Raw genomic sequence first — 21633 nt, forward strand, 5'->3', positions numbered from 1 at the left:
TCAAACACCCCGTTCATCCATTCTCATTTTCTTCTTCACATGGTCAAAAATTCAGCAACAGGTCCCAATACGATGACAGGTAAAAAGGTCAACGCACCAATCAGCAGCACGACCCCGATCAGAATGGCTCCAAATAACTTGTTGTCCGTGCGCAGTGTCCCCGTCGTCACCGGAGTCGGCGCTTTGGCATTCAACGAAGCCGCCACAGCCAACAATGCAATCATAGATACATATCGCCCGAAGAACATAACCATCCCCGTTGTTACATTCCAGAATACGTTGTTATCTGAAAGACCTTCAAACCCCGAACCATTATTTGCGGCAGATGACGCATATTCATAGAGCACCTGAGTCAACCCGTGATAGCCAGGGTTAGTGACCGCATCATATCCCCAATGACTCATAAACGCAAGCGCAGTTGGGGCGAGAATGAGAAACGGATGTACCAAAATGGCAATGGCGATCAGCTTCATTTCCTTGCCTTCAATTTTCCTTCCCATAAATTCCGGAGTTCTCCCGACCATCAGTCCGCATATAAACACACCCAGAATCGCATACATCAGCATATTCATCAGCCCGACACCCTTGCCGCCAAAAATGACGTTTAGCATCATTTCTCCCAAAGCAGCCATGCCACCTAGCGGGGTTAGTGTATCATGCATATTATTGACCGAACCTGTCGTTGCCGCTGTTGTGACCGCAGTGAATAAAGCCGATTGTCCAATACCGAAACGAACCTCTTTCCCTTCCATGCTTCCCTGAGAAGCATCCACACCCAGTGTCTGGATTAACGGATTACCTGTCTTCTCAGACACATACGTAATGGATAGAAAAATTAGAAACAATACCATCATGGAGCTAAAAATAATCCAGCCCTGCTTACGATTACGGGCAAACAATCCAAAGGTATACGGCAACGAAGCCGGCATTACCCACATTGCCAAAATTTCCAGCACGTTCGTCCAAGGACTTGGATTTTCAAAAGGATGCGCAGAGTTAGCTCCCGCATAACCGCCCCCGTTCGTCCCCAAATGCTTGATGGACTCCAGAGAAGCAATGGGTCCCATAGAAATTTGCTGTTGTGTTCCGCTCAGCGTCGTAAGATCCGCCGTAGGCTGTAGCGTCTGTGGTATCTTCAATCCCACCAGCACCAGCGTAAGCACAAAGGCCAGCGGCAGGAAAATCCTTATAATAGCTTTAATAAAATCTTGAAAGAAATTGCCCATCCCTTCACCGCGCCGCGTCAATCCTCTCATAAAAGCCGCAGCAACCGAAAAACCGGAAGCAGCCGAAGTGAACATCATCATCGTGACGAACGCCATCTGTGTCAGATACGTAAGCCCGCTTTCTCCGCTATAATGTTGGAGATTCGTATTCGTCATAAAGCTGATTACCGTATTAAAAGCTAGTGATGCTTCCATATTACTGTTTCCAGCCGGATTACCGGGAAGCATTCCCTGTAAACGCAACAGCAAGTAGCTGATTGCCACAAGCACGACGTTCGTAGCAATGAAACTCATAACATACGTAGTCCAACGCATGCTCTCCACTTTCTTCAAGCCTACTACCTTATAAATCAGCTTTTCTGTTCTGCCAAAAATCCGATCCGTCCGATTCGGTTCATTCGAGAATACATGATACATATATGTACCCATTGGCTTTACCAAGAGCAGCAATATAACGATCACAATTCCAATTTGAAGCAGCTCCATCCTCTATTCCTCCTTCAAAATGCTCCTGCGTTTGGAACAACAGACCCGATTAGACCATCTATGAAGTGCACACGTTTGCGAAAACCTGCTACCAATGATGCTTTAATGCTCAGATCTGTTGTTCCCGCCCGCTCTATCCCTACAAGTGACTAGAACTTTTCAGGGTTCAGGAGTGCGTAGATTAAATACATAAACACAATAGCCGTAAGCCCGAGTATAACGATCATCCTCTTCGTCCTCCTTTAGAGGTCTGCGCATCACACCAGCGTACAAACAGCAGTATCACTCCATAACTCACAGCCATGACGAGCAGCATGTATATATCCATCATGTTTATACCCTCCGTATCGATCCTCAGATCGCCATTCTTATTCCATCATAAAATCATAAAACAACTATGTCATAAGTGCTTATCCGTTCAGCAGAAAACCCACCTCTCCGTTCAATGTGTAGATCACATGGTCCGCTCCCAATCCCCGATAAATTCCTTGTGGATTACAGCCGTGTGTAATAACATAGATCGATTCCGATGTTAGTGGTCGACATATTTGCAGGAAACGGCAAGTCAGATTCAAGCTGTTCTCGAACAAATACACACTACCAATTTCTTTTTTTGGAAAATTCCATTTTCCCGCTTGCATGGTATTGATGCGGACAATGTGCTCCACACCCATTTTTTTGAGCTGTCGTTCCTCCTGGGCGCTATTCGTGAGAACTGCAAACGCCAATTTTTTGAAAATAAGCAATTTCACAAAACTTCTGCCCGCTTCATTCGGTGCAGTGACAATAATTAACCGACCTTCCATCAGTAGCTCCTCTCCCGGTATAAAAAGACAACAAAAAGAAGCCGAAGGAAAAAGGCTTTCCTCCGGCTTCTGACATATCCATGATAAAATAAACCATGGCTGCACACGGCGGTTTGTTGCCTCTCCCTGTACGCTTACGAGGTTAGCTGTCGGATTCGGACGTGAGAGTCGCCCTATTTCTGGCACTTGACCGGAAAATTCACCCCATGAGACACACGGCTTCCGAAGCCGTACAGTCTCGATTGGTTCCCCCGCTTTTGCAACTGCAAAATTCAGCGCTATAGACATTTCGTTGTTGCTTCATTCAAGTTAATTTGAAATTACGTCTTGAATCATACACCCGCGCATGGAAGACTGTAAAGCTCAACTGCAGGGTTATAAATCGGGCTTTAGAGCATAGAAGATTAATAATAACGCTTACAATGCAACTATGCTTCTCACATCTCCTTTAATCTCTGTTTTTCATCCCTTTTTGAAAATGACAAGCATGTCAATATTGGCGTAGGGTAAAGCGTTATTGGCCTTTTTTTGTAAAAAGAGAAGAAAATACGCTATATGTACCAGCTAAACACCGATTTAACCCGCTTTTATAAGAAGAAACAACTTAATTCGCTCCATTTGCGGTGCGATTTACTGTTTTGAGCAAAATACGATTTTACAGCGCCTGAAGGCTTTATACAGCTTTTCCAGGCTTGCAACCCTTCTTTAAATTGTCTAAAATTTAATTGCTGAATATTGAATGAGGAGAGATGCTATGACCGTTTATGAATATGATGCGCAAACCCTGCAAGGGAAACAAATTCCGTTATCCACATTTGAAGGGAACGTTCTTCTTATCGTGAACACTGCCAGCAAATGTGGGTTAACCCCCCAATACAAAGCGCTACAAGAGCTATATGACCAGTATCATAAACAGGGGCTCGAAATTTTGGGATTTCCCAGCAACCAGTTTGCCAAACAAGAGCCAGGTTCCAGTGAGGAGATCTCCGAGTTTTGCCAGATCAATTATGGTGTCACCTTTCCGATGTTCGCCAAGACAGATGTCAATGGCGATCAAGCACACCCCTTATTTCGCTACCTGACCCAAACAGCTCCGGGGGTATTAGGGTCCAAAGCGATCAAATGGAATTTTACTAAATTCTTAATTACAAGAGAAGGTAACGTGTTTAAGCGCTATGCACCGCAAACCACTCCAGATAAACTGGCGGGAGATATAGAGAAGCTTTTGCAGCAAAACTGACATTCTTCATTATCACAGTTAATAAACGACCTGTTGCAACCGTGGCTTCCGTGGCTAAAGAATATAACGAAAATGCTTAACAAAAAAAGCACCCTTTCACGTAAACCGTGTCAGGATGCTTTTTTAACTAGGTCTTGCATATAATGCGGTCGAGAGGACTCGAACCTCCACGGGCGTACGCCCACTACCCCCTCAAGATAGCGTGTCTGCCATTCCACCACGACCGCAAATCATAATGTATTGAGGCAACAGATTTATTATACTCTCTCATCAACTATTTGTAAACAAAAATATTATAATTATTTTAACTTACATATATGAGCGATAATAATACCGTCCTGCATAAAGATAACCGCTTGCTGAACTATGCATTAATGTTGCCCCCTTACGGATTATCAGAACCACCTAGCACTTAACTAAGTAATTAATTTGACGAAATAACGTATTTACGATTGTAAAAACACGTATAAAAGTGTATCATAGTTTCAGATGGTTAATTCTAACATGTTTACTGATGATTATTATAACACACCAATTATTCCGTAAGAATCCGTAAGGGGCGATTTCTTTTGAACAACAAAATGCCTGTCACCTCCTTCGGGTGGGCCATCAAACAACGGCTTGTCGAACTTCGACTGGATCAGAAAACATTTTGTGAGACACACAATATTCCGCCTTCACGCTTGTCCAATCTGATTCACGGCACCCGCAAAGCACAAAGGTACAGAAAACAAGTTGCTGCAATTCTGAACATCGACGATAACGATTATAAGGAGGCATCGCCACTCTAAATCCAACAAGCATTCCAGTTACATACAGGTCATTCCATATCACCAAGAAACCAAATAAACCCGTAAAGCGAACCCCTCCAGTTCGTTTACGGGTTTTCAACCCAGACAATCTTTAGCCAAAAAAATCATTCCGGCTTTGTTTTATCCTTCTCACTTTTTTGCTTACGATATTTCGCAAATTCAACATATTCTAAAATAAAATTCTGTTCTTCCGTCTCAAGATCTTCTGCCTGGCAATTCAGTGGCCCCATCACTCCAAAAAAATAAGCAGCCTTCTGCTCCTGAAGTACGCCTTCTCCCGGCTTAATCCCTTTCATTAACCAATCGAGCGATACATTAAAAAAGTCCGAAATCTGAATTAAATGAGTGGTACCCGGCGTTGTTTTCCCCCTTCTCCAATCACCGAGATTCCCTGAACTGATTTTAAGCTTTTCACAAAATGCCTTCTTGGTCATTCCCCGATCTTTAATCAAAGCTTCAATCCGTTGATAAATAGTTTGATCTCCCAAAATGTTTCCCCTCCGAAACAGTAACTTTTTCTGAAATAATTTTCATTTTTCAGCCTTACTCATTAGTAATCCCCATTAAATCCTAAGCAACCATTACCCCATAGTAGAATTGCGCTGGTTTTTCTCTTTACGAAAGCGGGTAAATTCAATATACTCAAGTATAAAATTTCTTTCCGCCTCACTAAGCGGTTCCCCCTGGCAATTCAGTTGCCCTGAAGCGTCAAAAAAATAAGGGTCTTGCGACTCCTTTAGCACCTCACCCTGTATATCTCGACCCAGCATAATCCAGTCCAGACTCGCATCAAAAAAAGAAGCGATTTCAATGAGTTTATTCGTGCCCGGCGTCGTTTTTCCTCTTTTCCAATCCCCGAAGTTCCCTGTACTAATGCCTAACTGCTGGCAGAACGCCTTTTTCGTCATTCCCCGTTCCTTGATGAGTTCCTCGATGCGATGGTAAATAGATTGCATAGAAGTTCCTTCCTCCCTAGCAGGCTCTCAAATAACGATATCATGTTCTCTGTTCCCATTTCAAAGATCACGTATGCTAAAATTACCGAATTATGTATGTTGGTTTCCATTATACCACAACACGCAACAAAAACCGCCTGTTTTCCGAAGAAAGGGCGGTCTTTAAGCCAGTCCACTTACGCCAATCACGTAGCAGAGTTGTCGATTTTAAGTAAAATATGCTTCAATTCATTCAAAGTTTCACTCAGATGCAATAAATCTTCTTCTGGCAGATACACCAGTCTTTCTTGAATTTTATTGGAGAAGGTATGAAATACCTGTTCACAAAAAGCATCGCCTTCCTGTGTAATCGCCACATTCACGACTCTGCGATCCGAATCACACGACTGGCGGTCAGCCAACCCATGCTCCACCAGTTTGTCCAGAAGAGGAGTCATGTTCGGACGTGAGACATTGAGCTGTTTGGACAAATCTGATACCGTAGACGAACGTACTTCACGCAGGAGCATTAGCACCTGAAAGTTATTAGGCGACAAGTGTAATGGGAAATCGAGCGGACCGTAGGTGAAAAATTTCTTCTTCACAATCGGAAACAAGCCCAAAATATTTTCTGATATATTTCCTAACAGTTGAGTGTCCATATTTTTCACCGTCACTTCATAAGTTTATACTTATCATTCTATAACATTATGGCGTTATATTATACTATGGAATCATTATTTCATCATAATCATTACTTTATTACATCATTACACAAATAAAAAAAGCCTCTACCGTGAGAGACTTTTCCGTTCATTCCATTGATGCGGTCGAGAGGACTCGAACCTCCACGAGCGTACGCTCACTACCCCCTCAAGATAGCGTGTCTGCCATTCCACCACGACCGCATAACAAAATATAAATGGTGAGCCATGAAGGACTCGAACCTTCGACACCCTGATTAAAAGTCAGGTGCTCTACCAACTGAGCTAATGGCTCATGCTGTTCATCCAAGCTGTCCGCCATTAGACCAGACCTCAGGAATTTCCCTTAAGCATGCAACATGTAGTCTATAAAGACAACAATGACCCGTAGGGGATTCGAACCCCTGTTACCTCCGTGAAAGGGAGGTGTCTTAACCCCTTGACCAACGGGCCTTATTATTATGCGCCAACTTGGCGACAAGAAAGAGTATATCAAATAGAATAACAAATGGCAATACTTATTTTTGAAATTTTAAAAAAAGCAGTTTTTATCATTACAAAATGCATGTCCACTTACATTAACTTATCTAGAATCATTTAATCCCTGAAAAATCATGATAAATGATTGCAATATCACTTACATTTACTTATAATCACTTACGAGATACCGAAATCATTATATATCAGAGGAGCTTTCTATGTATCAGGAAGAACGAATGTTAAAAATCGTTGATTACTTACAGCTTCACAAGCGTATTTCGGTGGATGATATTTGTGAAATTTTTAATGTTTCACGGGATACGGCCCGTCGAGACCTGGTAAAACTTGAGGAGCATCAAAAAATTATTCGCACCCGCGGCGGCGCCCTTCTCCCTAAACTGCATCACGATCCAATTGGAAATTATAACGAAAGACTGCTTACTGTATCTGAGGAGAAACAAGTGATCGGACAATTGGCTGCCAACATGGTACGAGATAGGGATCGTATTATATTGGATTCCTCTACCACCGTACAGGCGTGTGCAGAAAGACTGAATGTGCAGGAATGTTCGGTTATCACCAATTCAATTAATCAGGCCGACGTACTATCTGGAAAAGACGGTGTCTCCATTCATCTGTTGGGAGGCCGCCTGCAAAAAGAGCACCGGTATGTATATGGCTCGTCCGTAATCGCCACTTTGTCTCACTATTTTGTAGACAAAGCTTTTATCGGGATTGGAGGCATATCATCCCACGGACTAAGCCTGATTCATGAAGAAGACGGTATGCTGAAGCATCAGATGATGAAACAGGCGGATCAGGTGATCATCCTTGCGGACCATTCGAAATTCGGAATTAATTTCCCGTATCGTTTTGCTGATTTATCTGAAGTTAATATCGTGATCACCGATCGCTTGCCAGAACCAGCAATGCTGGAAATTTTGCAACATCATGATATTGAAGTTGTTGTCCCCTCATAAAATATGAGACTGCTTAGCTAGAACTCAAGATTTATCACAGAGATATCGAAAGACAGGAGTTGGAGAGAAATGAAACTGTTTGCGATTGATATGGATGGAACACTGCTGAACGAGGAAGGAAAAATAAGCAAAGTGAACGCGGAGGCTATACGCCAAGCACAAAAGCAAGGCGTTCAGGTGACAATTGCCACCGGTAGAGCCGCTTATGACGCCTGGACAAAGCTAGAGGAAGCAGAACTTATAACTCCCGTCATTGGAGCAAACGGCGCAACCGTACACGATGTGCATCGTCGTCAGTTAACCTCTACTCCTATGGGCCGCAGTGAAACGTTTGAAGTGCTGAGCTGGCTGCACGATAACGACTTTTACTATGAGGTCATGACAGACCGCGCTATTTATTCTCCACAAAACGGACATCAGCTACTTGCTGTTGAAATGGATCGATTGCTGAGCGCCAACCCGGATATTTCGCTAGATACATTATTACACGCAGCCGAAAAACAATATGAACAGACCGGGCATACCCGCATCGCTTCATATGAGGACATTCCACTGGATGTGGAGATTTATAACGTGCTTTGTTTCTCCTTTGATCAAGCCAAATTGGATCGGGGCCGTGAGCGTTACCAAAGTTTTCAGGGCCTAAACATGGTCATCTCTTCAGACCGTAACTTTGAAGTCGAGCATAAGGACGCGTCTAAAGGTAATGCATTGCGTTATCTGGCGAATCATCTGAGCATTCCCATGCAGGAAGCTGTAGCGATTGGGGACAGTTACAACGATATCTCCATGCTGACAATGGCAGGAAGAGGCATTGCCATGGGCAATGCAAAAGACGACATTAAGGCCGTCTGCTCCGAAGTGACTCTGACTAATACGGAAGATGGCGTCGCTCATGCTCTGTTGAACATACTTAAGACAGTTGAGGCTGACACTGTGAAATAGAAGTCATTGGCTGCTTACAAGACAGGTTGACGTCGCTTCATGGCGTACGCAGCACGTTCGTCTCTCCATTTAAACGAATTTCAGTCCACCGTTATTTTCAAAGCAGATCTAGACAAAAAGGACGCTTGCAAGCATCATTACAATGCATACGAGCGTCCTTTTTCTACTTAAAATACCAACGGAGAGAGAGGGATTCGAACCCTCGCACCGCTTTCGCAGCCTAACCCCTTAGCAGAGGGTCCCCTTATAGCCACTTGGGTACCTCTCCATGGCTCCCCGAACAGGACTCGAACCTGTGACAACTCGATTAACAGTCGAGTGCTCTACCAACTGAGCTATCAGGGAACATTACTGTAAATTATCTTACAGTATGGTTAATTTACCATGATTCAGGGGGTGCCGTCAAGTGCCAACAGGCGAAGCTTACCTCCACATTTCCCACAGCGATATCGCTGTGTATTCATCTTACGCTTGCGCATATACTCCTGTTTACAGGAAACGCATACTAGCTTGTAACGATAAGGCTGAGGCTTACGTTCCGTTCTTCCCGGCAGAGTCTGACAATGCCTGCTTCCTCCTACACGGGCCAACCATGCTTTGAAGTCAGCATCTCGATGCTGATAGCCCATCCCGCGCAAATGTAAATGATAATGGCACAGCTCATGCTTAATAATTTTCTCCACCTCAGAACGTCCGTAAGCTGCGAGTTGATGTGGATTAATTTCAATATGATGACTTTTCATAAAATACCTACCGCCTGTGGAAGACAGACGTACATTAAAGGTGGCTTGATGTCGAAACGGCACACCGAAGCTCTCCAGCGAAATGCGCTCTACCCATTCTTGAAGCTCTTCATTACTCATAGAATGGCTCATTGAATGGTTCATTGAATTGTTCAGGGACTTGGACTCCATCCTTACGGTCTCTCCTCCTTTGCTCCTTACTGACAAGCATATTATAAAATAACGACCGAAGTCTAACCCCCAATTCATAAGCACACTTTAGGTACCCACCCCATATGCTAAGCATACAGATGTAACGCAGAGGAGGAGATCGGCTTGCCTCAATGGCTCAGCAATCAGCTCATGCGGGCCTTTTACAAAAAGGACCGGCGCCAAATTAAACTGTTGAACGATTGTTGGTTTTTTTATCATAAAGCACCTGGCGTGGAGTTCGATGCCAACAACGGGTAAAAGCTAAAGGCATCCAAAATGAAAGCCGGAATCTCCGATGCAGTTCGGAGATTCCGGCTTTTGTTAACCCTTCACAAGAAGGTTGCACAGTTTTATTTAAAGTATTATGCCTGCGATTGCGCCTCTGCAGGAGGTTTCATCGTCAGACCAACCCTGCCTTTTTTCAAATCAACATTTAACACCCACACCGTTACGTTATCACCGACAGATACGACATCCATCGGATGCTTTACGAAGCCACTGCGCAGCTGTGAAATATGAACCAACCCGTCACTTTTAATACCGATATCGACAAACGCGCCAAAATCAATGACATTGCGGACGGTTCCCTGAAGCTCCATACCCGGTGCCAGATCCTCGATCTTCAGCACATCCTTGCGGAATACAGGTAACGGCAGCTCGTCACGCGGGTCACGGCCCGGACGCTGGAGACTGTCCAGAATATCCTTCAGTGTCGGCACGCCGACTTCCAGCTTCGCAGCTAGTTCGTCAATGTTGGACACGTTCAGTGCTTCCGTTGCAGCCTTGGTGCCCAGATCGTGGGCATCGATGGCCAGTTCCGCCAACAGGCGGTCTACGACAGCATAGGATTCAGGGTGAATCGGTGTGCGATCCAGCGGATTTTCTCCACCCGGTATACGGATAAAGCCAACAGATTGCTCGTAGGTTTTTGCACCAAGACGCGGCACCTTCTGCAACTGACGACGGTTGCTGAATTTACCGTTTTCCTCACGGTACTTAACGATGTTTTTGGCAATCGTCGCATTGATCCCTGCTACATAGGATAACAGCGCAGAAGAAGCCGTGTTCACATCTACACCGACATGGTTAACGGCTGATTCGACAACGTCCTTTAAGCTTTCATCCAGATGTTTCTGCGACACATCATGCTGGTATTGGCCTACACCAATAGCCTTCGGCTCAATCTTGACCAGCTCAGCCAGCGGGTCCTGCACACGACGTGCGATGGAAGCCGCACTGCGCTCGGCCACGTCCAAATCGGGAAATTCCTCCTGTGCCAGCTTGGAGGCAGAGTATACGCTTGCGCCCGCCTCATTGACGATCAGATACGCTAGACTGCTGTCACCAATGTCCGCGATGACTTCCGCTACGAATTGCTCTGTCTCGCGCGAAGCGGTTCCGTTACCAATGACAATCAATTCGATCCCGTATTGGGCAATCAGCTGCTTGAACTTTTCAGCAGCCTCGCGCTTCTTGTTGTTCGGTGGTGTCGGATACGTCACAGCCACTTCGAGCAGCTTGCCGGTGTCATCGACAACCGCCAGCTTGCAGCCTGTCCGATAGGCCGGATCGACACCGAGCACACGTCGGCCCTTGATCGGAGCCTGTAGCAACAGGCTGCGCAAGTTGCCTGCAAAAATGGAGATCGCCTGCTGCTCGCCCTTCTCCGTCATTTCAGCGCGCACTTCACGCTCGATAGACGGCGCGATAAGTCTTTTATACGCATCCTCAATGACACTGCGCAGCAGATCTTGCACGACAGACGATCCTTTAATCACTTGGCCTGCCACGTAATTGTAAATAGAATCTGGCACTACCTCCAGACCAACCTTAAGAATGCCTTCCCGCTCCCCGCGATTAATCGCCAGAATACGGTGAGGTGGCATTTTCTTAGCGAGTTCACGATAGCTGTAGTAGTTCTCATACACGGATTCTTGCTCTGCGTCCTTCGCTTCGGAGGTCAGCATACCATGGTCCAGCGTATATCGGCGTACCCATTGGCGAATAGCCGCATCATCCGCTATATTTTCAGCTAAAATGTCCAAGGCTCCTTGGATGGCCGCCTCAGCGCTGTCCACTCCCAGTTCCGCATTTACATAAGACTCGGCTTCTTTCAGAGCATCGCCCTGCTTCGGCTGGCTCCAGATCCAGATGGACAGCGGCTCCAGTCCCCGTTCCTTTGCTACACTGGCGCGGGTTTTGCGCTTTTGCCGATACGGACGGTACAGATCCTCCACTTCCTGAAGTTTAACCGCAGAGGTGATAGCCGCCTGCAGGTCTTCCGTCAGCTTGCCCTGCTCATCAATAATGCGGATGACCTCTACCTTACGATCCTCCAGATTACGCAAATACACTACACGATCTTCAATTTCACGTAGCTGATTTTCATCCAGCTCTCCTGTCATTTCCTTACGATAACGCGCGATAAAAGGAATTGTATTCCCTTCATCCAACAAACTGATCGTTGTCCGGATTTGCTTGAGTGCCAGCGACAGCTCTCTCGCCACTTGTTTGACAATCCGCTCTTGGCGTTCTGCTTCGTTCGGCTCCTGCCGGATTTCCGTCTTCGTTTCCTCGTTAGACAAACCTATCCCTTCTTCCTCACAACTCTTGTCATACAGCATGTCTTTCATTATCACAAAAAATGATTCAAAGCGCCAGCAGGTGCCGTTAGAGCAAGCCCTACCTGCATTTTTCATCAGACACGCAAAAGGACAGCGCCCAAGCGCTGCCCTTTTCCCGTTTCACTCGTCGTTCCATCACGCTAAAAATCAATCAAACCGAGACTGATTTGTAGCGAATCGCTCACTTTGCGCATAGTTTCTTCATCTAAGTGGGTGATTTTGTCGGTAAGCCTTTGCTTGTCGATCGTCCGAATTTGCTCCAGAAGAACAACAGAATCACGATCAAAGCCATGCGTCGCCGCGTCGATTTCCACGTGTGTAGGCAGCTTTGCCTTCTGAATCTGAGCGGTGATAGCTGCCACGATCACGGTAGGACTAAACCGGTTGCCGATATCATTTTGAATGATCAGCACAGGTCTGACGCCACCTTGCTCGGAACCGACTACGGGTGAAAGGTCTGCAAAAAAAACGTCGCCGCGCTTTACGATCAATATGGATTACACCCCGCTAACTGTACGGCCCAAGGTGCTGTTTGCATCTTCCTCCGCGTGAAAGGCTTCGGATGCCATGGTCAAGTTAATTTTAGCCATTTCCATGTATCCACGCTGCATAGCTTCACGAATGTAACGTTTTTTACGTTCGCCTACATACAGCTTCATGGCCTGCCTGATAAATTCACTGCGGTTGGAATTTTCCATAGCTACGATCCCGTCCACTTCCTGCAAGAGATGATCTGGCAAACTGATCATTATTCTTTTGGTGTTCTGCAAATTGGCCAACTTCTCTTCCACCCCCAAAACCTTGTCGCCATTGTACCATTATAACGTTATTCCCGGTAATTTATTCAAACGGAATACAAGAATGTATATGATATTCGTATATCATCTATGCTGCATTCCATTATAAACTACGCAGTTCGTTTTCGTACAGGCGTTTGATCCCCGAAATACAAGTGTCAGCGGAGCCTGATGCGTCTTTTGACAGTTATAGCGCTCTTTTCTTTCCTTTGTACATATTTCGGGACGTTCTGCGAAAACTCCTGCTTTTATTCGGTAATTTGCGTTATGAAATTAATTCCAGCGGGTTGGAAGAAGCGAGTTCACTCGAACAACAGGAACATGACCTCGCGTGTATACACGCGGTACCCTGTCTGCGATCATGCAGATCACCTCATAGTGGATCGTACCAAGCTTGGATGCCAGTTCATCCGCCGCGATAGTTTCGCCGGACTGCTGGCCGATGAGAACAACCTCTTCGCCGGTTTGGATTTCTTCCGCATCTTCTGCGAAAGATTGTAAAGATACCATACACTGGTCCATGCAAATCGTACCGAGTACCGGGACGCGGCGACCGCGTATCAACACTTCGATCTTCCCACTCAGCATGCGGGAGTATCCATCCGCATAGCCGATTGGCAGTGTACCGATCCGTTCTTCACTGGAGGTCACATACCGGGTGCCATAACTAACTCCCCAGCCGGGAGGAAGCGTCTTGGTATAAACCACCGCCGTCTTCAATGACAATACAGGCAGCAGCTCAATGGCTTGCCGATTCACCTCATCAGACGGATACAGACCGTATATACTGATACCAATCCGCACCATATTGGGGGAAAGGGAAGGGGTATCAATGGTGGCGGCGCTATTGCCCGTATGTATAATGGGAATGGTGATACCTTGTTCCCTTAGCGCTTCCGCCACGCCCCGAAACCGATCATATTGTAGCAGTGTATAGCTTTTGTCTTCTTCATCCGCGCGGGCAAAATGGGTGTACATGCCTTCCAGCAGCACCTGCTCTAGTTCGTGAGCCTGCCGGACAAAAGCTACAGCCTCTTCTTCAGGCAGCAAACCCAGTCTTCCCATGCCACTGTCTATTTTGATGTGCACCTTCAGCTTGCGTTCGTTTCCTTGGCGGTCCAGTCTGCGGATACCCTCCAGCACTTCCTCACTGAACACTGTCAATGAGATATCATGCTCCCAAGCCATTTGTACAGCTTCCGGTGAGGTATAACCGAGTACTAGAATCGGTAGCTGAATCCCCGCATGACGAAGCTCCAACGCTTCATCCAGAAAAGCGACGCTCAAATAATCCGCACCAAGGCGTTCCAATTCCTTTGAAATTTCCACGGCACCGTGTCCGTAGGCATTAGCCTTGACACAGACCAGCATCAGCTTATCCGCTGGCAATGCCTTGCGAAAAGCTTCATAGTTGGCGCCAAGGTGATCCAGGTTGATTTCGGCCCGGGTCGATCTGTATTGTGCTTGCAAATCCAGTCACCTTCTTCAATTGTTAGCCTGTAACATAACCTTTTACCATTCGGAGTGTGGCAAAAGTGCTTGCTTCCAAAGGTTAATGGTAATGTTCAAAAACGTGGCTGTCAATGGCAGGGGGGCTTTACCAGCCTCCTCTACCATCTCTACAATAGAACAGGATATACAAGCGATGCACATCTTAGACTGCGAATGAACAAAAGACGGATACGGGCGGCAGCAGAGCATTTTTACACTCTAGACCGTCTGCATCCGTCTATAAAATTTTATTTACCCGATTGATCCTGTATAGAAGCGGCAATTTGTATCATTTCGCTCACAGGCAGGTCAGCACTGGTGATTCTGAACTCGATTCCGTCATTCATCCAGGTCATCGTCTGCTGTTCGCTTCCGGTCAGCACGGCAAAGCTCCCTCCAATATCAACCAGTTCGCCTGCGGCTAGTGCGACCGCCCGATCTTTTGGACGTGCCTCCACAATGGTATAATTATATGTTCCACTATACCGCAGCATCACGGCATGTGTACCATTATCCTCCAGCTCCGGCGTATCCTTGATCTGTACTCCGGCTGGCGTGTAGGACGGTTCGATCAAGCCGAACTCACCCATCACAGCTTCTGCCGCATCCGTTCCCGCTGACGTTCCGTTTGCGGCATCCGATGTGCCCGGGGTTTGTTGCTGCGCCTCTGCGTTGGCTGCTTTGTCCAGTTTGGACGTATCGTTTGTGGCAGTACCGTCCACCTTGGCTTCTCCTGACGGTTGCTGGACTGCATCCCCTGCTGTCCCCTGCTCTTGTCCGGGTTCGCCAGTCGTCACGCCAGTCGTCCCATCCATCGCACCGGAAGGATCAAGCTGACTGCTGGGATCTACTGCTCCGGAAGATGGCGCCCCTGCGCTACCTGTACTCGTCTTACCTGAAGCCATATTCCGCTCCATATCAAAAGAGTCCTTGTCAAACTTCGTATCAAAAGCAAATTGATCGAATTTCAGATCAACAACTACCTTGGCATTCGCATCAGACACCTGTACCTGAGTGGGTGCATAGTCATTTTTGGACAGCCATATCTTTTGTCTCACCAGCGCATGGCTGTTGTAATTCGCTGCCACATCAAACACATAGGATTTATCGTCGGTAGCCAACTGACGGGAGGCATCGCCGATAATGCTGCGAACCAACGTTTCATATAAATATACTTGACCCTGATTGTTTGGCCAGTCGCTTTTGAAACGGAAGCTTTTGTTCAGGCTGGGTGTTAGCACAAATACACCCTCATCATTACGAAGCACAATTTGCGTAACATCCTTTTTCTCGTTCGTCATGGCAATTCGGTAATAGGACGGCTTGCGGTAGGAAATATCCACCTTGTATTCCTGCGGCGTGTCGCCGGTATGCAGCGTCATCAAAGCTGTACCGTGGTAGCTGTTCAGGTCGCTCACCACGTCACTCAAATCTTTAACCACATCGTCCGCGCTCTTCTTGCCGCACCCGGCCAGCAGCAGCGTTACACACATGACCATGGCGAGCATCCATGAAATCCGGCGCATGTCATCAACCCCTTCAGCACATGTTTTAAATGAATTAGTACATGTCTATGAAGGACTTGTTCGATTTATGCAGACTGGCATGACAAGCTTGAACGTATCCTTGCGTAATGCTATAAAATCTTTTGGAGGGTGATCATAAATTCATACAGAAAATAAATCGAAAAACCGATCAAAACCACGCCTGCACCGATCGTAACCCACTTGATGGCGGTTCGATTCATGGCTTTTCGTGTTGTGGCTACGAGGGTCATCAAGCCTAAATCATGGATAAGAATACCAAACAAAATACCTAAGCCAACAATCAAGAATTGACTTGTATTTGACCGATCAAATGAACTTGCCAGCACAGTTCCAAAAACACTCACCCAGAACACTAAATTTCCTGGTGAAACAGCTACAAGCAGCCCATTTTTATAGGAAGAAAATAATGATTTCGTCTTTTTCTCTCCTTCTAGCGCAATATCATGATCTGCATTTTTAATGCTGTCGTACCCCACGTAGCACAAAAAAAGGGCTCCAACGAACCACATAATCACTTGTACAACAGGTAATGACAAGACTGAGGCCAGACCAAAATACAAGCCAGTGATCAATAACAAATCGATGGTCATCCCCCCAAGGCCCACAATCCAACCATGCATGAATCCATTCTTTAGCCCTTGCTTCGTCATTTCAACCGTAATTGTACCTACAGGTAGTGCTATAGAGAAACCTAGTAAAACATATGTAATAAACAATGCCATTTCAAAACCCCTTTCAAATGTATAAAAATGATATTCTATACCATAAAAAATGACAAATCAATAAAATTTGAAGAATGAAATGAGCTAAGAACACCTGAGACTTATTTTGTACAAAATCGGATTCATTGACCAAGTTTGTCCATTGAGTATTGAGGGTTCAGCGCTTATCATAGCTTTTGTGATAATAATTCTCATTTGTAAAATTCAGAATCATTCTATTATACGGAGGTTGCTATGACCAACAAGAACTCGACAATCAACAAAAAATCCACTCGACAATACACTGCTCTCATCTGCCTATTCTTTCTTATGGGGGCATTGCTGCTGGGATGCGGCGCGTCTGACAATCAGAGTGCAAGCAGCAACACAACAGCATCTACAAAAACATCGGAAGCTGCCACAACTCGTGACTACACAGACTATAAGGGACATACAGTGAATATTCCCACGACTCCTGGGCGCATTGCTTACTTTGGAGAAAACTATGGGGATTTATTGGTTTTAGGCGTACAAGCTGTAGGTACATCAACTTCTATGATTGAAGGTAAGGTTTACGAAAAGCAGGTTCAGAACGTGGCTGATCTGGGGTTCCCGATTAATTTGGAAAAAGCCTTGGAACTACAGCCTGACCTGATCATTACCGCCGATACAGATGAAAAGCAATACGCAGCGTTAACAAAAATTGCACCTACAATTATGTTCGATACCTTTGCCCCGTTAGACGAACGTTTGCTGCATCTCGGAGACATTGTGAACAAGAAAAAGGACGCTGAAGATTGGCTTGCCCAATATAAAATAAAGGAAGCGGAGATGTGGACCAAACTTCACGCAGAAGGTGTTAAGGCGGGGGAAACTGCTTCAGTCTTTACCTACTATCCAGGTGACCGTTTATTCGCAATGGGACGGACAGGACTGTCACAAATACTGTATGAAAAGAATGGTTTCAAACCTACCCCTCCTATCCAGAAAGCACTGGATGAAGACAAAGGATTTGTACAAATATCTCAGGAAGTGATCGGACAATACGCTGGAGATCGGATTTTCATACTAAGAACACCAAGTTCAGAAGCCGAACAATCCACCGAACAGTTAATGAAAAGCAAGCTGTGGCTCCAGCTCCCTGCTGTCAAACAGGGTCGTGTGTACACTCAGGATATTGGCAAAACTGAAAGTGATGCTTCCACTCGAGAATGGCTGCTGAAGGAATTGCCCAAGCTCATCAGATAAAATTGGAGAAGCTTATCGACACTTGTTGATAGGCTTCTTTTTTGTTGAACCTAAAGGAGGTATACTCATATATACATGATAACCATTCTCAATAAAAGGAGCAATACTGTGAACCAGTCTTCGTCGTCCGTATATCCTCCTCCGTTCAGCTCACTGCTTTTTCATTTTAACGAAATTGCGTTGATTGGTGAGCCTACCGATGAATTATTATCACGTCCCAGTTCATATCACTGTCTTCTTATGTTCATCAGTGGGACAGGGATGGTGGACATTGGCCCAGAGCAGTATCTATTCCATACAGGTCATGGGTATTGGCTAGCTCCAGGTGAATCCTATCAAATCGCTCCCCTGAATGGAACTGTACCTGAATACTACAAAATCACGTTTGAGGTCATCGCTTTGACGTCGGAACCACAAGCGGACATGGCCTTGGCTGAACACGCAGCGCGCATGCCGTCCATATATCATGGAGCTGTCCTGCCGGAACCGCGCGAATACATCGTCTCCTCTTCTTCCTCCAAACTTATTCAGTTGATTGAAGAGTTATTTTATAGTACCCAACAAACGGTACAGCCGCATAACCAAACATCCGTATTACGGCAGCAAATCATGTTTCAAGAGTTGCTCTTGCTGTGGCAGGAAGACCACACCGATATTGATCAAAACAATACCTCTAATCCGGCATTGCCAGCATCGGTAGAAGGCACTCTCTCATATATGGAAAACAACTATGAAAAGCCCATTACCGTCAAGCAGCTTGCCGAGCAGGCGAACGTTTCCATATGGCAATACTCGCAAATGTTTCGTAAAATTACAGGCAAAAAGCCGCTGCATTACCTCACTGAGCTGCGCTTGAATCATGCCAAGCGGCTGCTGCTGGATTGCAAACGGCCTTTACGTGAAATAGCCCGTCAGGTTGGTTTCTCTGACGAATATTATTTTAATCGACGGTTTAGGCAAATGACCGGGATTCCCCCTGGCAAGTACGCACTTTCTGTCTCCGGTTCTGTGCGCGTCAAGGATTGGACGGGCCACCATATTCATATTCCGCGCCGAGCAAGCCGCATCATCTATCATGGAGAAACGATGGGCGATCTATTGGCATTAGGGGCCAAAGCCATCGGCGGAAGTCTGCAACTCAGTGAATACAGCGTCTATAAACATCGTCTTGTGAATGTCGCCGATGTAGGCCTTCCACTGGACACCCGCTTGACCAGTGCTCTTGATCCTGATCTAATTATCATCGCCAATTCGGACGAACAGGAATATAAGCGCATTGCCAGCATCGCCCCCACCGTCACCTTCAACTCCTTCGCCACGCTGGAGGAACGGATGCGTACACTTGGCGCCTGGCTCGGTAAGGAGCGGGAGGCCGAACGCTGGTTGTCTACCTTCAAAGCCCGTAATCTGGCAATGTGGCAGCAGCTCGGTACGCAAATCACAGCCGGAGAAACGGCCTCCGTCTTCATCTTCGATCATGGTGATCGGCTCTTTGTCATGGGTATGTCCGGATTCTCATCGGCCCTCTACCACCCCCAGGGCTTTCAGCCCGTTGAGCCGATCCAAAAGGTGCTCGACGAGGGACACGGCTTCGCGGAAATAGATCCGAACGAATTGCCTGATTACGCCGGGGACCGCATTTTTATGCTTGTCCCGACAGCCCCAGAATCCAAACGTACGCTGGAACGCATGATCAGCAGCCCTCTCTGGCGTAGCCTCCCTGCTGTACGTCAAGGTCGGGTATATTTCGTAGAAGCTGAACGCTGGAACTGGAGCGATGCCATAACCCGACAAAAGCTGCTTACTGCACTGCCCAAACTGCTTGGCACTTCATCCTGAGAAGCTGCCATTTTCTAAAGATACTACATTAGACCTTGAATGCTTCCATCTGCCTCCAGCGACATATGCTCAGCTGCTGGGGATTTGGGCAATCCTGGCATCGTCATAGTATTGCCTGTTTCCACGACCACAAAGCCTGCCCCTGCAGACAAAGCAACGCTGGACACGTGAATGGTAAAGCCTTCCGGTGCACCTAGCAGAGAAGGTTGATCTGAGAAAGAATACGGCGTTTTGGCCATGCATACAGGCAGTTGTCCAAAACCAAGCTGCTCCATACCGGCCAACGCCCGTTTGGCCGCAGGAGTGTAAGCTACCTCTGCCGCACCGTAAATCTCCTTCGCAATAACACTAATTTTCGCTTGCAAATCAAGGGTATGCTCATACAATGGTGCAAAATGGGCTTTGTCCTCCTGGAGCAGGTTGAGCAGGCTTTGGGCCAGCTTTTCTCCCCCTTGGCTTCCCTGTGCCCACACCTGTGACAACTCTACGGGTACTCCCAGCTTGCGGCATTCCGAGAAAATCAGTTCCAGCTCGGCTTCGCTATCTGTTACAAAATGGTTGACCGCTACCAGTACTGGCACGCCAAACTTTTGCAAATTCCGTACATGCCGATTCATGTTGGCTAATCCAAGTTGCAATTGCTCCAGATTTTCTGCGTCCAGCTCATTTTTAGCTACACCGCCGTTATATTTCAGCGCTTTGGCGGTTACGACCAACAGAGCCGCATCTGGCTGCAAACCGGATTGACGGCACTTGATGTCAAAAAACTTTTCTGCCCCCAGCTCAGCCCCGAACCCAGCCTCCGTGACAACCACCTCTCCCAGCTTCAGGGCTAGCTTCGTACCGATCAAACTACTGCATCCATGCGCAATATTCGCAAAAGGTCCGCCGTGCACAATAACTGGAGTTCCCTCCAACGTCTGCACCAGATTGGGTTTCAATGCTTCCCGAAGCAGCACAGCCATACCTTCCACCGCATGTAGTTCCTCAGCTGTTACCGTTTCGCCATCTTCGTTATAACCAATCACCATCCGACCCAATCGCACTTTAAGATCGTCCATATCTTCACTTAAACATAATACGGCCATCACTTCTGAAGCCGAGGTAATCAGAAAACCACTTTCTCTCACTGCTCCATTACCTGACCCCAATCCGGTTACAATGTTTCGTAAACTCCGGTCGTTCATATCGACAGCGCGTTTCCACACAATCCGCTCGGGTTTCAACCGCAAAGCATTTCCATGAAATAAGTGGTTATCGATCATCGCTGCCAGCAAATTATGCGCTGCCGAAATCGCGTGAATATCACCTGTAAAATGGAGGTTAATGTCTTCCGCTGGAACAATCTGGGCTTGTCCTCCCCCAGTTGCTCCTCCTTTCATGCCGAAGCAAGGGCCAAGGGACGGCTCACGCAACGCAGCAACGGTTTTATGCCCCAGCGCATTCAGCGCCTGTGACAGTCCAATGGTGGTCAGCGTTTTTCCTTCTCCCGCCGGCGTGGGGTTCATCGCCGTAACCAGCACCAGCTTTCCATTCGGACGGTCCTTTAACTGCTCCCACAGGGACGGGTTCAGCTTTGCTTTATATTTTCCATACGTCTCTAGATGTTCTTCTTCAATTCCTGCTTCTTTGGCTATATCAATAATCCTCTTCATCTTTCGTTATGTACCCCCCGTTTTATAAGTCTGACCGATGGTGTCAAACCCTGTATCGTTTTATTTTACCAAAGTGTGCCGCTTATTGCGCTATGATTCATTTCATCGCAAGCGTTGCTATCATGTGAGTTATAAAAAAAGAGCCTCCCCCGCCCGTATGGACTTTGGTGGATGCCCTTTTG

At 46.5% G+C, this 21633-nt stretch carries 21 protein-coding genes, 6 tRNA genes and 1 riboswitch; of the genes, 7 read left to right on the forward strand and 20 right to left on the reverse strand.

Annotated features, from left to right (window positions below; translation table 11 throughout):
• Positions 1–35: 35 nt before the first annotated feature.
• The 3 genes from kdpA to ACEN8J_RS15665 form a co-directional block, all read right to left on the reverse strand.
• The gene (gene kdpA, locus ACEN8J_RS15655) at positions 36–1712 is read right to left on the reverse strand and encodes a potassium-transporting ATPase subunit KdpA (RefSeq protein ID WP_029516351.1); all 1677 of its coding nucleotides are present in this window, start codon (positions 1710–1712) and stop codon (positions 36–38) included.
• A gap of 149 nt (positions 1713–1861) precedes the next feature.
• On the reverse strand, positions 1862–1939 hold the full coding sequence (locus ACEN8J_RS15660) for a potassium-transporting ATPase subunit F (protein WP_071559652.1): 78 nt from the start codon (positions 1937–1939) through the stop codon (positions 1862–1864).
• 183 nt (positions 1940–2122) lie between these two features.
• On the reverse strand, positions 2123–2518 hold the full coding sequence (locus tag ACEN8J_RS15665; RefSeq protein ID WP_023987603.1) for a hypothetical protein: 396 nt from the start codon (positions 2516–2518) through the stop codon (positions 2123–2125).
• Between the two features lie 115 nt (positions 2519–2633).
• Positions 2634–2806: riboswitch (cyclic di-AMP (ydaO/yuaA leader) on the reverse strand.
• Positions 2807–3272: 466 nt separating this feature from the next.
• On the opposite strand from ACEN8J_RS15665, the gene ACEN8J_RS15670 reads away from it, so the two are divergent.
• Complete coding sequence (locus ACEN8J_RS15670; protein WP_340931654.1) at positions 3273–3758, forward strand: glutathione peroxidase; 486 nt, start codon at positions 3273–3275, stop codon at positions 3756–3758.
• A 144-nt stretch (positions 3759–3902) separates the two neighbouring features.
• Here the strand turns inward: ACEN8J_RS15670 and ACEN8J_RS15675 are convergent.
• Positions 3903–3985, reverse strand: a tRNA-Leu gene (locus ACEN8J_RS15675).
• 342 nt (positions 3986–4327) lie between these two features.
• Between ACEN8J_RS15675 and ACEN8J_RS15680 the strand changes: the two genes are divergently transcribed.
• A complete protein-coding gene (locus ACEN8J_RS15680) occupies positions 4328–4549 on the forward strand; it encodes a hypothetical protein (protein WP_029516349.1) in 222 nt (73 codons plus the stop codon).
• Between the two features lie 125 nt (positions 4550–4674).
• Here the strand turns inward: ACEN8J_RS15680 and ACEN8J_RS15685 are convergent, their stop codons facing one another.
• The 6 genes from ACEN8J_RS15685 to ACEN8J_RS15710 all read right to left on the reverse strand — a co-directional run bounded on the left by ACEN8J_RS15685 (position 4675) and on the right by ACEN8J_RS15710 (position 6662).
• Complete coding sequence (locus ACEN8J_RS15685) at positions 4675–5058, reverse strand: helix-turn-helix domain-containing protein (RefSeq protein WP_013309253.1); 384 nt, start codon at positions 5056–5058, stop codon at positions 4675–4677.
• Between the two features lie 93 nt (positions 5059–5151).
• Positions 5152–5526, reverse strand: coding sequence for a helix-turn-helix domain-containing protein (locus tag ACEN8J_RS15690; protein WP_318626934.1), 375 nt, complete (start codon positions 5524–5526; stop codon positions 5152–5154).
• 185 nt (positions 5527–5711) lie between these two features.
• Positions 5712–6167 (reverse strand): MarR family winged helix-turn-helix transcriptional regulator, encoded by a 456-nt coding sequence (locus ACEN8J_RS15695; protein ID WP_023987598.1) that lies wholly within the window; start codon positions 6165–6167, stop codon positions 5712–5714.
• Positions 6168–6330: 163 nt separating this feature from the next.
• Positions 6331–6413, reverse strand: a tRNA-Leu gene (locus ACEN8J_RS15700).
• A gap of 15 nt (positions 6414–6428) precedes the next feature.
• A tRNA-Lys gene (locus tag ACEN8J_RS15705) sits at positions 6429–6504 on the reverse strand.
• An 86-nt stretch (positions 6505–6590) separates the two neighbouring features.
• Positions 6591–6662 (reverse strand) — tRNA-Glu (locus ACEN8J_RS15710).
• A gap of 245 nt (positions 6663–6907) precedes the next feature.
• On the opposite strand from ACEN8J_RS15710, the gene ACEN8J_RS15715 reads away from it, so the two are divergent.
• Together ACEN8J_RS15715 and ACEN8J_RS15720 are read left to right on the forward strand one after the other, a co-directional pair.
• Positions 6908–7669: a DeoR/GlpR family DNA-binding transcription regulator gene (locus tag ACEN8J_RS15715; RefSeq protein ID WP_029516347.1), complete on the forward strand. Its 762-nt coding sequence runs from the start codon at positions 6908–6910 to the stop codon at positions 7667–7669.
• 69 nt (positions 7670–7738) lie between these two features.
• Positions 7739–8614 carry a Cof-type HAD-IIB family hydrolase gene (locus ACEN8J_RS15720; RefSeq protein ID WP_029516346.1) on the forward strand — a complete coding sequence of 292 codons (876 nt, stop codon included), beginning with the start codon at positions 7739–7741 and terminating at the stop codon, positions 8612–8614.
• A 179-nt stretch (positions 8615–8793) separates the two neighbouring features.
• Here the strand turns inward: ACEN8J_RS15720 and ACEN8J_RS15725 are convergent.
• The 3 genes from ACEN8J_RS15725 to ACEN8J_RS15735 form a co-directional block, all read right to left on the reverse strand.
• A tRNA-Ser gene (locus ACEN8J_RS15725) sits at positions 8794–8882 on the reverse strand.
• Position 8883: 1 nt separating this feature from the next.
• Positions 8884–8959: transfer RNA gene (locus ACEN8J_RS15730), tRNA-Asn, on the reverse strand.
• A 44-nt stretch (positions 8960–9003) separates the two neighbouring features.
• On the reverse strand, positions 9004–9528 hold the full coding sequence (locus ACEN8J_RS15735; RefSeq protein ID WP_495593687.1) for a SprT family protein: 525 nt from the start codon (positions 9526–9528) through the stop codon (positions 9004–9006).
• A 144-nt stretch (positions 9529–9672) separates the two neighbouring features.
• On the opposite strand from ACEN8J_RS15735, the gene cmpA reads away from it, so the two are divergent.
• Positions 9673–9807 (forward strand): cortex morphogenetic protein CmpA, encoded by a 135-nt coding sequence (gene cmpA, locus ACEN8J_RS15740; protein WP_007429337.1) that lies wholly within the window; start codon positions 9673–9675, stop codon positions 9805–9807.
• 104 nt (positions 9808–9911) lie between these two features.
• Here cmpA and ACEN8J_RS15745 read toward each other — a convergent pair whose 3' ends face one another.
• The 6 genes from ACEN8J_RS15745 to ACEN8J_RS15770 form a co-directional block, all read right to left on the reverse strand.
• Entirely contained in the window at positions 9912–12134 is a 2223-nt protein-coding gene (locus ACEN8J_RS15745) for a Tex family protein (protein ID WP_449291720.1), read from the reverse strand.
• 179 nt (positions 12135–12313) lie between these two features.
• Complete coding sequence (locus tag ACEN8J_RS15750; RefSeq protein ID WP_007429335.1) at positions 12314–12664, reverse strand: type II toxin-antitoxin system PemK/MazF family toxin; 351 nt, start codon at positions 12662–12664, stop codon at positions 12314–12316.
• A gap of 6 nt (positions 12665–12670) precedes the next feature.
• Positions 12671–12952, reverse strand: coding sequence for a CopG family ribbon-helix-helix protein (locus tag ACEN8J_RS15755; protein ID WP_007429334.1), 282 nt, complete (start codon positions 12950–12952; stop codon positions 12671–12673).
• Positions 12953–13243: 291 nt separating this feature from the next.
• Positions 13244–14440 (reverse strand): alanine racemase, encoded by a 1197-nt coding sequence (gene alr / locus ACEN8J_RS15760; RefSeq protein WP_495593688.1) that lies wholly within the window; start codon positions 14438–14440, stop codon positions 13244–13246.
• A gap of 269 nt (positions 14441–14709) precedes the next feature.
• Complete coding sequence (locus tag ACEN8J_RS15765; protein WP_459760090.1) at positions 14710–15987, reverse strand: outer membrane lipoprotein-sorting protein; 1278 nt, start codon at positions 15985–15987, stop codon at positions 14710–14712.
• A gap of 110 nt (positions 15988–16097) precedes the next feature.
• Complete coding sequence (locus ACEN8J_RS15770; RefSeq protein ID WP_039269618.1) at positions 16098–16730, reverse strand: LysE family translocator; 633 nt, start codon at positions 16728–16730, stop codon at positions 16098–16100.
• Between the two features lie 234 nt (positions 16731–16964).
• Between ACEN8J_RS15770 and ACEN8J_RS15775 the strand changes: the two genes are divergently transcribed.
• Together ACEN8J_RS15775 and ACEN8J_RS15780 are read left to right on the forward strand one after the other, a co-directional pair.
• Positions 16965–17957, forward strand: a complete 993-nt coding sequence (locus tag ACEN8J_RS15775) for an ABC transporter substrate-binding protein (protein ID WP_495593689.1) — start codon at positions 16965–16967, stop codon at positions 17955–17957.
• A 108-nt stretch (positions 17958–18065) separates the two neighbouring features.
• Positions 18066–19796, forward strand: coding sequence for an ABC transporter substrate-binding protein (locus ACEN8J_RS15780; protein ID WP_495593690.1), 1731 nt, complete (start codon positions 18066–18068; stop codon positions 19794–19796).
• Between the two features lie 23 nt (positions 19797–19819).
• Here ACEN8J_RS15780 and ACEN8J_RS15785 read toward each other — a convergent pair whose 3' ends face one another.
• The gene (locus tag ACEN8J_RS15785) at positions 19820–21451 is read right to left on the reverse strand and encodes a formate--tetrahydrofolate ligase (protein ID WP_495593691.1); all 1632 of its coding nucleotides are present in this window, start codon (positions 21449–21451) and stop codon (positions 19820–19822) included.
• Positions 21452–21633 lie beyond the last annotated feature (182 nt).

This window comes from Paenibacillus sp. Paensp38 (assembly GCF_059491915.1).